We start from the raw sequence: 13936 nt of genomic DNA on the forward strand, positions 1-13936 counted from the left end.
TTTCATAACTTGTTTGTGCCTTGAGCGAAGCGAAAGGAATGACAAAAACTATGGAGAAGTCATGGAGAAAAAAGAGAGAATGCGGATAAAAGGGATCACTGTGATACTGAGCTGCCTGTTACTTTTCGCCGGCTGCGGGGAAAACGGTGGGAGTGAGGAAAATGTCTCCACGGAGACCGCAGGCCAGAAGGTTTCGGAAGAAAACAGTGGCATGGGACAGGCTGACGCAGGAATGGAATTTGTGGAACTGCCGGTGCAGACAGAGCAGAAACTGACGGAGAATGATTTTAAGGTAATGAAATCCCTGGTGGGAATTCAGACGGGAGAGCGGCAGGGCAGCGGTGTGATCTATGATGAAGAGGAAAACAGGATTCTGATCGCAACGGCAGGGCACGTACTGGCGGACGATACCGGAGAGGCCCGGGTGACATTTCCGGACGGAACACAGGTGGCTGCCACCGGCGTGGAGACAGTGGACAGCTGCGATCTGGCTTTCCTGTGGGTGGACAAGGCGGAACTGTCAGAGGAAGCATGGAAGGTCTGTCTGCCGGTGCAGACGGATCGGGAAGTATTCGATGCACTGAAGGAATATGACGATGTATGGATGTACGGAGGGGAGAGTGGGCTGCCGGTCTATGCTTTCGTGGTGGATCCCTGGATCTATGTGGAGGATTTTGACCAGTATATGCTTCTGCTGCAGGGACTGATCGCTCCCGGAATGTCAGGAGGCGGAGCCTTTACGGAGGACGGTGTGTTCGTAGGAATCCTGTGTGGCGGTGATGAAGAGGGAAAAGTGGCCGTGGTGCCTTACAGCATGATCGAGACGGAGAGACCGTAGCACAGCTGCGTATGCGAGCATCCGCACAGTGTCTGACGAACATTATGGCTTAGTTGATAAAAATTTAATAATCGTTTTATTGACAATACTGTAAATATGATAGAAAATAAAAAGGATGGGTCTTAGACTCAGATTGGAGGAAAAAACAATGACGAAAATAGATGTAGTATCCGGATTCCTGGGTGCCGGTAAGACCACCCTGATCAAGAAGCTGTTAAAAGAAGCTCTGGACGGCAGCAAGACCGTTCTGATCGAGAATGAGTTTGGTGAGATCGGTATCGACGGCGGTTTCTTAAAAGAGGCCGGTATCGAGATCAAAGAGATGAACTCCGGCTGTATCTGCTGCTCGCTGGTAGGTGATTTCGGTACTTCCCTGAAGGAAGTTATCAGCACTTATGCTCCCGAGCGTATTCTGATCGAGCCCTCCGGTGTCGGCAAGCTGTCCGATGTCCTGAAGGCTGTGGAGAACGTGGCAGGAGATCTGGATGTGGAGATCAACAGTGCGGTAGCAGTAGTAGATGCATCCAAGTGCAAGATGTATATGAAGAACTTCGGCGAATTCTTCAGCAACCAGATCGAGTACGCCGGAACCATTATCTTAAGCAGAACCGACAAAGTGGATCAGGCAAAGCTGAATGCCTGCGTGGAGATGATCCGTGAGCATAACGACAAGGCTACCATTATCACCACTCCTCTTGACCAGCTGGATGGCAGGGAAGTACTGAAGACCATCGAAGGCGCTGACAAGCTGGAAGATATGATGAAGGAAATGCTGGAGCATATCCATGACGATCACGATGAGGATGAGTGCTGTGACCACGAGCATCATCACCATCACGACCATGACGAGGATGGCCACGACCATGAGTGCTGCTGTGGACATCACCACGATGACGACGATGATGAAGACGAGCATGAGCATCACCATCATCATGACCATGATGAAGACCATGACCATGAGCATCATCATGACCATGAGCATCATCATGAGCATGACGAGAACTGCACCTGCGGCTGCCACGATCATGATCATGACCACCACCATCATCACCATCACGCAGACGAAGTATTCACCAGTTGGGGTATCGAGACACCCAATACCTACAGCGCAGAGGACATCGAGAAGATCCTTACTGCGCTGGACAGCGGAGAGTACGGTGCAATCCTGCGTGCCAAGGGTATGGTACCCGCTCCCGACGGAACCTGGGTATATTATGATTATGTTCCCGAAGAGCATGACATCAGAAGCGGTAAGCCGGAAGTTACCGGTAAGATCTGTGTCATCGGTTCCAAACTGGACGAGGACAAGCTGGCAGAACTGTTCCGTAAATAAATTGCCGGAACGGATTTTACAGGCAGCAGGATAAGAAAGAGAAAGGTATGAATTATGACGAAACCAGTCTATATCATAAATGGTTTTCTGGAGAGCGGTAAGACAGAATTTATCACATTTACACTGGGACAGCCGTATTTCCAGATCAAAGGAAAGACACTGCTCATCCTCTGTGAAGAGGGCGAGAATGAATACGATCCCGCTTTATTAAAAAAGAGTCGTACGGATGTCGTATTGATCGAAGAGGAAGAGGAGTTTACTCCGAATCATCTGATCGAGCTGGAGAAGCAGTACAAGCCCGCCCGTATCATCATCGAGTATAACGGTATGTGGAATTGTAAGAACATGACGCTTCCCTGGTACTGGAAAGTAGAGCAGCAGATCACGACCATTGACGGCTCCACCTTCCCTATGTACTACACAAATATGAAATCTCTGCTGGCGGAGATGATCCGTAAGTCCGAGATGATCATTTTCAACCGTTGCGACGGTATCAAGGATCTGAATGTATACAAGCGCAACATCAAAGCGGTGAATCCTTCCGCAGATGTGATCTTCGAGGATTCCAACGGTGAGATCGATGAGATCTTCGAGGAGGATCTGCCCTACGATCTGAATCAGGATCCTATCGTACTGGACAACCAGGGCTACGGCATCTGGTATCTGGATTCCATGGATCATCTGGAGCGCTATGAAGGCAAAAATATCCAGTTTCTGGCCATGGTACTGAAGCCCGAGGAATATCCCGATGGCTATTTCGTACCGGGACGCATGGCAATGACCTGCTGTGCGGAAGATATGGCATTTCTGGGCTATGCCTGTGAGTTTGCAGGCACGAAAGACCTGAAGCAGAAGGAATGGGTCAAAGTGACAGCGAAGGTTGCCAGAGAATACTTTGCAGACTATAAGGGAGAGGGCCCTGTACTCCATGCCATCAGTGTGGAGAAGGCAAAGGCTCCCAAAGATCCCGTGATCAGTTTCAACTAGAAAGGATCGGCTCTATGAAAAAGAATCCCATAAAGAGCGGCCTGCGGGAGACAATGGCAGGAAAAGTGACATTTCTTTTCCTGCTGTTTTTGTATACCGGGGTTATGTTATATCTGTTTTGGATGGAGTGCTATCAGGTGCCGGGCTTTCAGTCGGATATGCCGGACTATGTGAATAAGGTGGCAGGTATTGCGGGAAATTATGAGTTTCCCTATCCGATCCTGTTCTGGACAGCCAGACTTTCCGCCTGGCTGATCGGAGCGAAAGCGGCCATGGCCATCACCACCGCGCTGTTCAATCTGGCAGCGGTAGTGATCACAAAATATTATATGAACCGGGAGATCCGGAAGGTAAGTCATTATGATGACTTAACTCAGGGAAGACAGGCTATGACGGACATTCTTGTGACCCTGCTTGTCTTTTCGCTATTTTTGCTTTCTAACCTGTATTCTCCCAAGAATACAGCTTTTTTCGGCTTTGATTATGCGTATCGCTGTATGGGGATTTATACGCCGAATCCTTTCTGGAATGCCACTTATCTGGCCACCAGACCTTTTGCGATTATCTGCTTTTTTGAGACGGTGAAAGTGCTGTCGGAATATCAGAAGGATTTTCAGTGGAAGAACTGCGTTCTCTTCGCGGTCAGCCTTCTGCTGACCACCATGACCAAACCAAGCTATACGATGGTAGTGGTGCCTCTGATCGGTCTGATCCTCCTGATCCAGCTGATCGTAAGCAGAGGAAAAAGTTTTCGCAATGCCTTCTGTCTGTGTGTGACCATGATCCCCACGGGAATTGCCCTGCTGTACCAGTTTTCCGGAATTTTCACCGGGACGAATGCCATGGGAGAGGAGACAGGCATCGCCATCGGCTTTGCCAAAGTATGGAGCAATTATTCCAAAAGCATTCCTTTAAGTATTATCATGGGAATGGCATTGCCCATCGGCGTACTTTTCCTGAATCTGGTATTTGATTTTAAAAATATAAAGTCCAACAGATATTACTGGTTTGCATGGCTGAATTATCTTATGGGTACAGTAATGTTCCTGATCTTCTATGAAAAAGGATTCCGCATGATGCATGCCAACTTTTCCTGGGGCTATATGCACGGTATGTTCTTTGTCTTCCTGATGACGTTGATCGTCATGGTGCGGAATATCAGGGAGTGGTGGAAGAGCTGGAAGGTGATCTTCGTCGTGGGCGAGATCGCGGTATTCTGCTACCATCTGGTGTGTGGTGTGAATTTCCTGATGTATGCCGTCCTGGGCAACGATCTGGCGGGATTTTAGTAAAAATGATTTGAAAAGGCAGACAAGATACCATCTTGCTGCGAGTTACATAGAATAATGAAAGAAAGGAGAGTGTTTCATGAATTTAAGCATTGTAGCCGGTCTTCTGATTCCGTTTCTGGGAACGACTGCAGGGGCAGCCTGCGTGTTTTTCCTGAAAAACCAGATTGGCGGCAATATTCAGAGAATATTTACCGGATTCGCTGCCGGTGTCATGGTGGCAGCTTCGGTGTGGTCTTTGCTGATACCGGCCATGGATATGTGCGAAGAGATGGGGAAGCTTGCATTTCTTCCCGCAGTGATCGGATTCCTGATCGGTATTGTTTTTTTGTTGTTCATCGATAGCATGGTACCCCATCTGCATGTGGGAAGCGATGCGCCGGAAGGCCATAAGAGCAGTCTGAACCGCACAGCCATGCTGATGCTGGCGGTGACCATTCACAATTTTCCCGAAGGTGCGGCGTGTGGTGCTATTTTCGCCGGAGTGTTAAACGGGGACGGAACTGTTACGATGGCGGGAGCCCTGACGCTGGCCATCGGTATCGCCATTCAGAATTTCCCGGAGGGAGCCATTATTTCCCTGCCTCTTCGGAGTGAAGGAAATAAGAGAGGAAAGTCCTTTGCCTTAGGCGTATTGTCGGGAGCAGTGGAACCGGTGGGAGCGATTCTGGCCATTGCACTGGCAAGCATTGTGACACCGATCCTTCCGTATATGCTGGCATTTGCCGCAGGTGCCATGATCTATGTGGTCGTGGAGGAACTGATTCCGGAAGCCAGTGAGGGAGAGCATTCCAACCTGGGAACCATTGCCTTTGCGATTGGTTTTGCGTTGATGATGATGTTGGATGTGGCACTGGGATAATGTGTACAGTGTAATATTTGCAAAAGCAAAGTGAGAACAGCAGGAAGGATGTACGGGAATGTCCGTGGAAAATGAAAAAGAAATACAACAGCTGAAAAACCGGATCCGTGAACTGGCAGACAAATCCTACAACCAGAACCAGTACACATTTACCGGATTCTTAGGACTGGCGGAGCAGGATGCCCTGTGGCAGGTGGAACGGGAAGTGAAGTTCGCAGGGATCACCTTATACGGCGGCAGGGAAGAGGCAGAGCGGAAGCTCCTTCGCTTCGGCAGTGAGGCGGAGCTGGGCTATGAACAGCACTTTCCTATCTGCTGTATCCGGATCAGACCTCTATCCGCGAAATTTGCAGACAAGCTGTCCCACAGGGATTATCTGGGGGCACTGATGAACCTGGGTATTGAACGGAGCACCATCGGTGATATTCTGCCGGGGGAGGGCGAAGCGTTTTTGTTCTGTCTGGATACCATCGCGGAATTCATCTGTGACAATCTGGAACAGATCCGTCATACCCATGTGAAATGCGAGGTGGTGGATGCGGCGGCAGAAGTACCGCAGGAAGAACCGGTGCGTCAGGTCATTCAGGTGGCAAGCCCGCGTGTTGATGCTGTCATTTCCAAGGTATATAATAAATCCAGAAGCGACTGCCTGGAGCTGTTCCGGGCGGGAAAGGTATATGTGAACGGCAGGCTGTGTGAAAATAATTCCAAGCCCCTGGAGGCGGGGGATGTGGTAAATGCCAGAGGCTACGGTAAATTCCGCATAAGTGGAGAACCCCATGCCACGAGGAAGGGGAAGCTTGCCATAGAGGCTGAGGTATATCCGTAGCGGTTCGGTCATGAGATGACAGTTGCCTTGCTCGTAAGGAAAAAACGAAGACGTGAAGGAGGTTAAACAGTGTATCATTATACTGCGATCCAATGGCTATTTTTCTTTTATTTTTATTGCTTTTTCGGCTGGTGTTTTGAATCCACCTATGTATCCCTGAAAAGCAGGAAGCTGGTCAACCGTGGTTTCTGCCGCGGACCGTTTCTGCCGCTGTATGGAAGTGGAGCCATCATGATGCTGGTAGTGTCCATGCCGTTTCAGGACAATCTGGTGTTAGTCTATATTGCCGGATGTATCGGGGCTACGGTGCTGGAGTATGTCACAGGTGTGACTATGGAGGCGTTATTTAAAGTCAGATATTGGGACTATTCCAAGAATAAATTCAATTTCCAGGGACATATCTGCCTGGGGTCTTCATTGGCATGGGGTGGTCTGACGATCCTGATGACGGAGTTTATCCATAAGCCCATTGAACATCTGGTATTGTCCATTCCGGACAGCATCCTCACTCCTGTGACACTGGTGCTGACGGCGCTGATTGGTGCGGATTTCGCATTATCCTTCAAGGCAGCCCTGGATCTGCGGGATGTACTGGAGAAGATGGAGAAGGCAAAAGAAGATATGCTGCGGATCCAGAAACGGCTGGATGTCATTATTGCTGTGACCAGTGAAGATCTGGAGAACCGCAAGGAGGGATTCAGCGAGAGTCTGGCCCAGAAGAAGGAAGACTTTACTGCAAGTATTACCACCAGAGTGGAGGACCTGAAGTCCAACATTGAGGGCAAGCTGGAGAGCTTCCGCACTTCCGCACAGAAATCTCCCAATCAGTATTTGGAGAGCGTGAAGAACGAGGTCGCCGAGTTGCGGCAGAAGTACACCAGAAGCGTGGCAGACAGAGAGAATGTCAGCAGTTTAAGAGATTTCTTCCAGCGTGACATGATCCGTTCCAACCCTACCATGAGTTCCGAGAAGTTCAAGGAAGCTCTGGAAGAACTGAAAGAGCACTCCAATAAGAAAAATGAATAAAAAGCAGAAAAAAGCATGTCTGTGATGCCCGTTTTTAGGGGGCGGAAGGGCATGCTTTTTTTGCACATGGAAAATGAGAAAAAAAAGGAAAAAATAGGAAGAAATAGGATTGACAATATAACGGGGGGGGGTATACTAAATAACGGTAAAAATAAAATCCATAACATTATACTTAGGAGGAATGAGATAATGAAAAAGAAATTAATCATTGCCGCAGCCATTGCATTTGCAGTATTTGCAGTTCCTTTCGGCAGCAGTGCACTGTCTACCGTATCTGTAGCAAGTGAGAATAATACGGTGGCACCGACACCTGCACCTGTTGTAGATGTAGATAAGGTGAAGGTTAGCATTGATAACATTAGCATTACAGATGTGTCCAGCGCAGACGAGGCAGTAGCTATTTTGAAGAATAACATTGGAATCCAAACTTTGAGGGCCGCGTTGTGGCAGAGTTATGATCTTAGAGAGGAATTGTATGGCCGTCTGGAACAGGAATATGCAGATGCAAAAGGAATCCAGATTTCTAAACCTAACTTTACAGACGATTTTAATAAAGAATATTCAGATGAGTGGTGGGTATCCAGTGAAGGAGTAGCTCTTAATGATTGCGCTGAGTTACAGGTGGATGCTCCTACAATCAAACCTTCCGTTTCTGGTGTCACATCTATATGTTATTTGGACTTCAGCTTGATTAATGCAGAAGGACGGAAAGTTGGTGCTGCAGTGAACGTTCCGGTAGGTATCGGAGTATCTGTTCCTGCGGGAATGGACCCCGCGAAAGTAGTAGTTTATCATTTCGCAGCAGATGGCAGCATAGATGAGATTATTGATCCGGAATGGTATGTAGATGAGACCAGCGGCAGAGATTCTGTATATTTTCTAGTAGATCACTTCTCCACTTTTGCCATCGCAGAAGTTGAGACTACCAGCGCTGAAGGTACTGACAACGCATTTGGAAGATATCGTGACAATGTGGCAAGCGAGATCGCTAATGCCAAGGACGGTGCTACCGTTAAGATCAGCAGAGACAAGAATATCAATGCTCTGCCCAACGATATCATGCAGGCTCTGTACAAGAAGCAGACGGTAGCTCTGGAGCTGGAGTACACCTTCGAAGGCAACGAGTATACGGTAACCATCCCTGCCGGTAAGGCAGAAGACAATGCTATCGAATGGTATGGTCCTCTGTACCTGCAGATGCGTTACGGCAAATAAGTAACCGTAAGGAAATGAAATAACCGGGAAATATAAGGCACTCTTCAGTCAATGAGGGGTGCCTTGTTTTTCAGTCTGAAGGATAATGTAAGCTATGAAGAAACAGGAACAAAATACAAAAGAGACCGTGAGTATGCTGGTTTATGGGTATCTGGTGATTCTTTTTGCCGGTTTACCGCTGTATATGCAGAACAAGCTGGTGATGATCGGAAATGCAAAATATTTGTTTTTCCGGAATACTACGCTGGTGCTGGGGGCTTTTGTGGTGCTGGCTGTGCTGTGGCAGGGGATCCGGGGAGAACGGACAACGAAACGGACGTGGAAGAAAACGGATGTGTTTATGCTGTTGTATCTGGTGTCTGCAATCTTTTCTTATGGAATCAGTCCCTGCAGGGAGGATGTCCTTTTAGGGTATCCCGGCTGGTATATGGGGCTGGTGACCCAGGGATTGCTGGTGGGGATCTATTTTGCGGTATCCCGGTATTATGACGGCAGCAGAAGTATCTGGTGGATCGCCGGGATTACGGCAGGAATCGTGACACTGATCGGGCTGCTGAACCGTCTGGACATTGATGTGCTGGGAACTTTCCGCGGAATGGAAAACGGAGAATGGAACCGGACCCAGCTGTTGTCCACCATCGGTAACAACAACTGGTATGCAGGCTATATCAGTGTGACGGCAGGTATCTCTCTGGCAGCAGCTTTTATGGGAAAACGGCAGGTCAGAGTACTGGGGATGATTGGGAGCTTTGTGTTTTTTGCATCGGCTATTACTTCCAACAGTACTACAGCTATACTGGCAGCCTGCGGATTAAGCCTGCTGTTACTGTTGCTTTCTCTGCGGAAGAGAGGCCTGCTGCTGCGGGCGTTGGAGATCCTGATGCTTTTACCGCTTTCGGTATTTATGGTCAGGATGTTTTTGCTGTTACATCTGACCGGCCTGGTGCTGGCAGGGGATGCCGAAAAAAGACTCTTTTTTACCCCGGCCTGGTATGTGGTGTTTGTTGTGGAAGTGGCGGTATATCTGATTTTGCAGCTGCGGGAGAGACAGGAGAGAAGTGACCGGCTGGAGAGCGGCCGGGTTTTTCGGACCTTTGTGGGGCTTGCGGTTGCGGTGACGCTGGCGGCACTGCTTCTTGGCTGTCTGCTGGTGGCGGGATATCTGCCCGGCAGTGATAAAGTGTCGGAAGTTGCCAACGGCCGGCTGGCACTGTGGAAGGTCACGATTCTTACTTACGGAAAAGAGGGACTCCTGTTTCAGATATTCGGTATGGGCCCTGACAGCTTCTATTATGCGCTCTATCAATGGGGCAGTGATGCCATGGACTGGATCAACCGGGGACTTCTGGACAACAATATCTATTCCAATGCCCACAACGAATGGCTGACCCTCCTGGTACAGCAGGGAATTCTGGGAGTCATTGCCTACGGTGGAATCTTCCTCACCGCATTCCGGAACCTTCGAATCTCCGCAACCAGGGATCCCCGGGCACTTGCAGTTTTCCTCGGCCTCACCGGCTATTTGATCTGCTCACTGTTCACTTTTCAACATGTGTTGTCCACACCCTTTGCCTTTGCTCTTCTGGGAATGGCAGAGGGTGTTTTTATGTAAAGTCATCTTAATAAAGTTTTAAAGGTTTTTCCTGTTTTTTATTAATCTGGATTCTGTTACAATGATTTTAGCGTAAGGGAAAGCTCCTTGCGCAGGAAGTGTCCGGGCTGCAGCCACCGGCACAGAAATGAGGGAGAGTATGTACAATATATTGATCTGTGATGATGAGAAGGATATCGTAAACGCGTTAAAGATATACTTAAATGACACCAATTATCATTTTCTGGAGGCTTTTGACGGTGAGGAAGCCGTACATCTGGTAGAGACGAATGAGGTGCATCTGGTACTGATGGATATTATGATGCCGAAACTGGACGGCATACAGGCGATGATCAGGATCCGGGAGAAGAGTAATGTTCCGGTGATCCTGCTGACTGCCAAGGGCGAGGATTCCGACAAGGTGCTGGGACTTACCGTGGGAGCGGACGATTATATCACGAAGCCTTTTAACCCCATCGAAGTATCCGCCAGAGTCAAATCCCAACTGCGTCGCTATATGCAGCTGGGTGGAGGTACTGTCCGACCGGATGTGATAAGAGTCGGTGGTATCGAACTGGATGACAAGGAGAAAAGGGTGATGCTGGACGGCGAGCTGGTAGCACTGACGCCCACGGAGTATGAGATCTTAAAGCTTCTGATCCAGAATCCGGGACAGGTATTTTCCCCGAAGGAGATCTATACCAGAATCTGGAACGACCTGCCCCTGGGCAGCGAGAATACCGTGGCGGTACATATCCGGCATTTACGGGAAAAGTTGGAAATCAATCCGGCAGAACCCAGATACTTAAAAGTAGTCTGGGGCCAGGGATACAAATGTGAGAAGCAGGGATAAGAGCAGGCAGGTGAGCGGAGCAGCTTGAGGAAATAAGGAGACAGGAATATGGATAACAGGGAAGAAAACAGCAGGAGCACAGAACAGGACAGAGTGGCAAATCCGGTGGAAGAAACAGTGAGTACGACGGTAGAACCAGCATTGTCAGAGAATAAAAGGGAACGGAAAAAAAGAGAAAAAGCAGAGAAAAAAAAGAATGCACCGGCACAGGGAAACAGCCTGTTGGGCAGCACAATGGCAAAGGTTGTGGCATTTGTTCTGATGATCGCAGCCGCAATTGTGGGGGTGTTGGGACTCTATGGTACCTGTATGCTTGCAGACAGTGGAGCGTATTCCTCCGGTGAAAGGATGTTTATCCATGATCAGCTGTTGTACCGGCAGGTCAATCAGGATCTGTATCGGATACGCGACTGGTATGAGAATGAGAGCTTGCAGACCATGGAAGCTTATTGCAGGCAGCGGAACATCTGGGTAAAGGTGGAGAGCTACGATCTGGATACGGATGAATTCCTGGGAGAATGGAAGAACGAGGATTATGTAGACAAGACAAATGATCTGACTTACCGGCTGGAGTCCCAGGTGCAGCATAGGAATGATAACACCTATATCAACACAGAAACTTCCTCTGCCTCTGATAGCTATGAAAGTTACGGAAGCTCTGAAAGCTCTGATATCATGGAGCTTGAACCATCTGTCAATACCGGGTCTGATGTGGAAAGCATAACGGCAGCGGAGCAGGAAGCCCTTTCCTCCGGCAATCTGGAGAAATATCTGGATCTGGGGGACAGCGTATCCTTAGGTGGAGAGACCTATGTGCCGGTTGAACGGGCGGAACAATATGCAAAATGGATGATCAAGGATGCCTTAAGTGAGACAGAACGGCAGCAGGAAGAGGCTGCAGAGGAAGCATTAGCAGAGCGTAACAAGCGTATTGTGGTTACCCTGACAGTGAATCCCAGCCTGCCGAAGGAAGACGAATATGCCCTGATCTATCATCAGGCAGAGCAGTTTTATGATAACCGAAATGTGATCCCTGTGGTATGCTGTACGGGAACGATACTGGCATTATTATGCTTTATCTTCCTGTTGTGCAGTGCCGGACATAAGAATGGCAGGGAGGGTATTACCCCCAGTGCGATCCATGATATCCACCTGGATGTGTATACAGTGGTCGTTATTGTTGGAGCTTTTACCGGTCTGTACCTGGCTTTTGGATGGATCGGTATGAACTCAAGTATGATCAATCTGATCGTTCTGGTGGTACTGTTTGCCGCAGAGGTGATATGGTGCACCCTGTACTGCATGGAGTTGGCTATTCGCCTGAAAATGGGAAAATGGTGGCAGAATACGATCCTGTATAGAGTGTTCCGGTTCTTCGGAAGATTCTGCAAGAGAGTTTTCCACGGTATTGTGAAATTGATCCGTGGGATTCCTATGGTATGGAGAACAGCACTTTTGTGCCTTGCAGTCTGCGTGGTAGAGTTTTTCGGTTTAATGCTGTTTTATAATGATACAGATGTATTACTCTTTTTCTGGGCCATAGAGAAATTTATTCTGTGCGGTGCGATTACTTTTGTGGCATTGATGTGCAAAGAACTGCAGGAGGGCAGTGAAGCATTGGCGGACGGAGATCTGAATTATAAGCTGGATACCTCCCATATGGTATTGTCCTTCAAGGAGCACGGAGAGAATCTGAACCGCATCGGCGAGGGAATTTCCGCAGCCGTGGAACAGAGGATGAAAAGCGAACATTTAAAGACGGAGCTCATTACCAATGTCTCCCATGACATTAAGACACCACTGACTTCCATTATCAATTATGCGGATCTCATCGGAAAAGAAGTGGAAGAGAACGACGCAGTCACAGGGAGCAGCCCGACGGATCCGGATTCTGAAAAGAAACAGCGGATCTCGGAGTATGCGGAAGTGTTGTTACGTCAGTCCAAGAAGTTGAAAAAACTGTTGGACGATCTGCTGGAGGCTTCCAAAGCCACCACAGGCAATCTGGAAGTACACCCGGAAGTCTGCGATGTATCGGTACTGTTGTCACAGGCGGCGGGGGAATACGAGCAGCGATTCTCTGACAAGAAGCTGGAAACTATCGTAAAACAGCCGGAGGAGACCGTAAAGGTCATGGCGGACGGCAGGCATCTGTGGAGAGTGTTTGACAATCTGCTGAATAATATTTACAAATATGCCCAGGCAGGCAGCCGCGTCTACCTGAACGTGGAACATGACGGTCAGGATGTGAGAATCATTTTCCGGAATATGTCAGCCTTCCCGCTGGAGATGTCACCGGAGGAACTGGAAGAGCGGTTCACCAGAGGAGACAAATCCCGCCACATGGAGGGCAACGGTCTGGGATTATCCATAGCCAAGAGCCTGACGGAACTGCAGAATGGTGATATGCAGATTGTCACGGACGGCGACCTGTTCAAGGTGGTGATCACTCTGCCAGAGACAGAGTAACAGTTGTTCGTTGGATTCGTTGGGTTTACGAATGTAAGTATGTGACAGTACGGATAAGATTTGTAAATTTTCTAAAAATAGTATTGACAAAATAGAAAATAGAGATTATTCTAAGACACATAAACAACATTCATAAGTTTACCAAACCTGTGAGGAAGAGTAGTAAGCCTTAGGGAATTTTACAGAGAGCCGTGGATGGTGGGATCACGGTAAAGGAACTTTCGCCGAATGGACTTCCGAGGCTGGCCCGAGAACAGATCAGTTTTAGGCGTCAGCGGGATTCGGACCCGTTATCAAGCCGATGGATATGATAGTATCCAGAGAGAGTGGACACAATTCGCAGGAATTGTCAAATTGAGTGGCACCACGATGATGAGCAAGAGCTTATTACCGTCTCAAGTGTATAGCAATATACATTTGAGGCGGTTTTTTGTTATGAAAGTCTTTCAATCCACATGACGCTTGTATGCAATACGAATGTGGGTACAGATGCGAAAGCATCTGGCTTTCATGACAGTGAAAGGTTCAGTAATCTTATGAGCAAACTATTTTATGGTATGCGCTGCATATCATGGTACGCAGGACGTACAGAAAGTCCAGCTAATAAATGTCAATAGGTAAATGAAAAATATTTTTCTTTAAAA

General features: G+C 48.3%; 11 protein-coding genes. All 11 read left to right on the forward strand.

Features of this window, described 5'->3' with window-relative positions:
* Positions 1–61 precede the first annotated feature (61 nt).
* The 11 genes from DWZ61_RS18610 (at position 62) to DWZ61_RS18660 (ending at position 13292) form a co-directional block, all read left to right on the forward strand.
* Positions 62–838, forward strand: coding sequence for a serine protease (locus DWZ61_RS18610; protein ID WP_118540029.1), 777 nt, complete (start codon positions 62–64; stop codon positions 836–838).
* Between the two features lie 148 nt (positions 839–986).
* Positions 987–2171: a GTP-binding protein gene (locus tag DWZ61_RS18615; RefSeq protein ID WP_118540030.1), complete on the forward strand. Its 1185-nt coding sequence runs from the start codon at positions 987–989 to the stop codon at positions 2169–2171.
* A 54-nt stretch (positions 2172–2225) separates the two neighbouring features.
* Positions 2226–3158, forward strand: a complete 933-nt coding sequence (locus DWZ61_RS18620; RefSeq protein WP_022312842.1) for a GTP-binding protein — start codon at positions 2226–2228, stop codon at positions 3156–3158.
* Between the two features lie 14 nt (positions 3159–3172).
* The gene (locus tag DWZ61_RS18625; protein ID WP_118540031.1) at positions 3173–4447 is read left to right on the forward strand and encodes a hypothetical protein; all 1275 of its coding nucleotides are present in this window, start codon (positions 3173–3175) and stop codon (positions 4445–4447) included.
* Positions 4448–4526: 79 nt separating this feature from the next.
* Positions 4527–5309, forward strand: a complete 783-nt coding sequence (locus DWZ61_RS18630) for a ZIP family metal transporter (RefSeq protein ID WP_117569147.1) — start codon at positions 4527–4529, stop codon at positions 5307–5309.
* A gap of 58 nt (positions 5310–5367) precedes the next feature.
* A complete protein-coding gene (locus DWZ61_RS18635) occupies positions 5368–6138 on the forward strand; it encodes a YlmH/Sll1252 family protein (RefSeq protein ID WP_118540032.1) in 771 nt (256 codons plus the stop codon).
* A 69-nt stretch (positions 6139–6207) separates the two neighbouring features.
* Positions 6208–7164 carry a putative ABC transporter permease gene (locus tag DWZ61_RS18640; RefSeq protein ID WP_118540033.1) on the forward strand — a complete coding sequence of 319 codons (957 nt, stop codon included), beginning with the start codon at positions 6208–6210 and terminating at the stop codon, positions 7162–7164.
* Positions 7165–7353: 189 nt separating this feature from the next.
* Complete coding sequence (locus DWZ61_RS18645) at positions 7354–8379, forward strand: hypothetical protein (RefSeq protein WP_118540034.1); 1026 nt, start codon at positions 7354–7356, stop codon at positions 8377–8379.
* 94 nt (positions 8380–8473) lie between these two features.
* The gene (locus DWZ61_RS18650) at positions 8474–9991 is read left to right on the forward strand and encodes an O-antigen ligase family protein (protein WP_117466893.1); all 1518 of its coding nucleotides are present in this window, start codon (positions 8474–8476) and stop codon (positions 9989–9991) included.
* 139 nt (positions 9992–10130) lie between these two features.
* Entirely contained in the window at positions 10131–10823 is a 693-nt protein-coding gene (locus DWZ61_RS18655) for a response regulator transcription factor (protein WP_118540035.1), read from the forward strand.
* A gap of 48 nt (positions 10824–10871) precedes the next feature.
* Entirely contained in the window at positions 10872–13292 is a 2421-nt protein-coding gene (locus tag DWZ61_RS18660; protein WP_118540036.1) for a sensor histidine kinase, read from the forward strand.
* Positions 13293–13936 lie beyond the last annotated feature (644 nt).

The organism is Clostridium sp. AF34-10BH (assembly GCF_003478095.1).
Taxonomy (GTDB): domain Bacteria; phylum Bacillota; class Clostridia; order Lachnospirales; family Lachnospiraceae; genus Acetatifactor; species Acetatifactor acetigignens.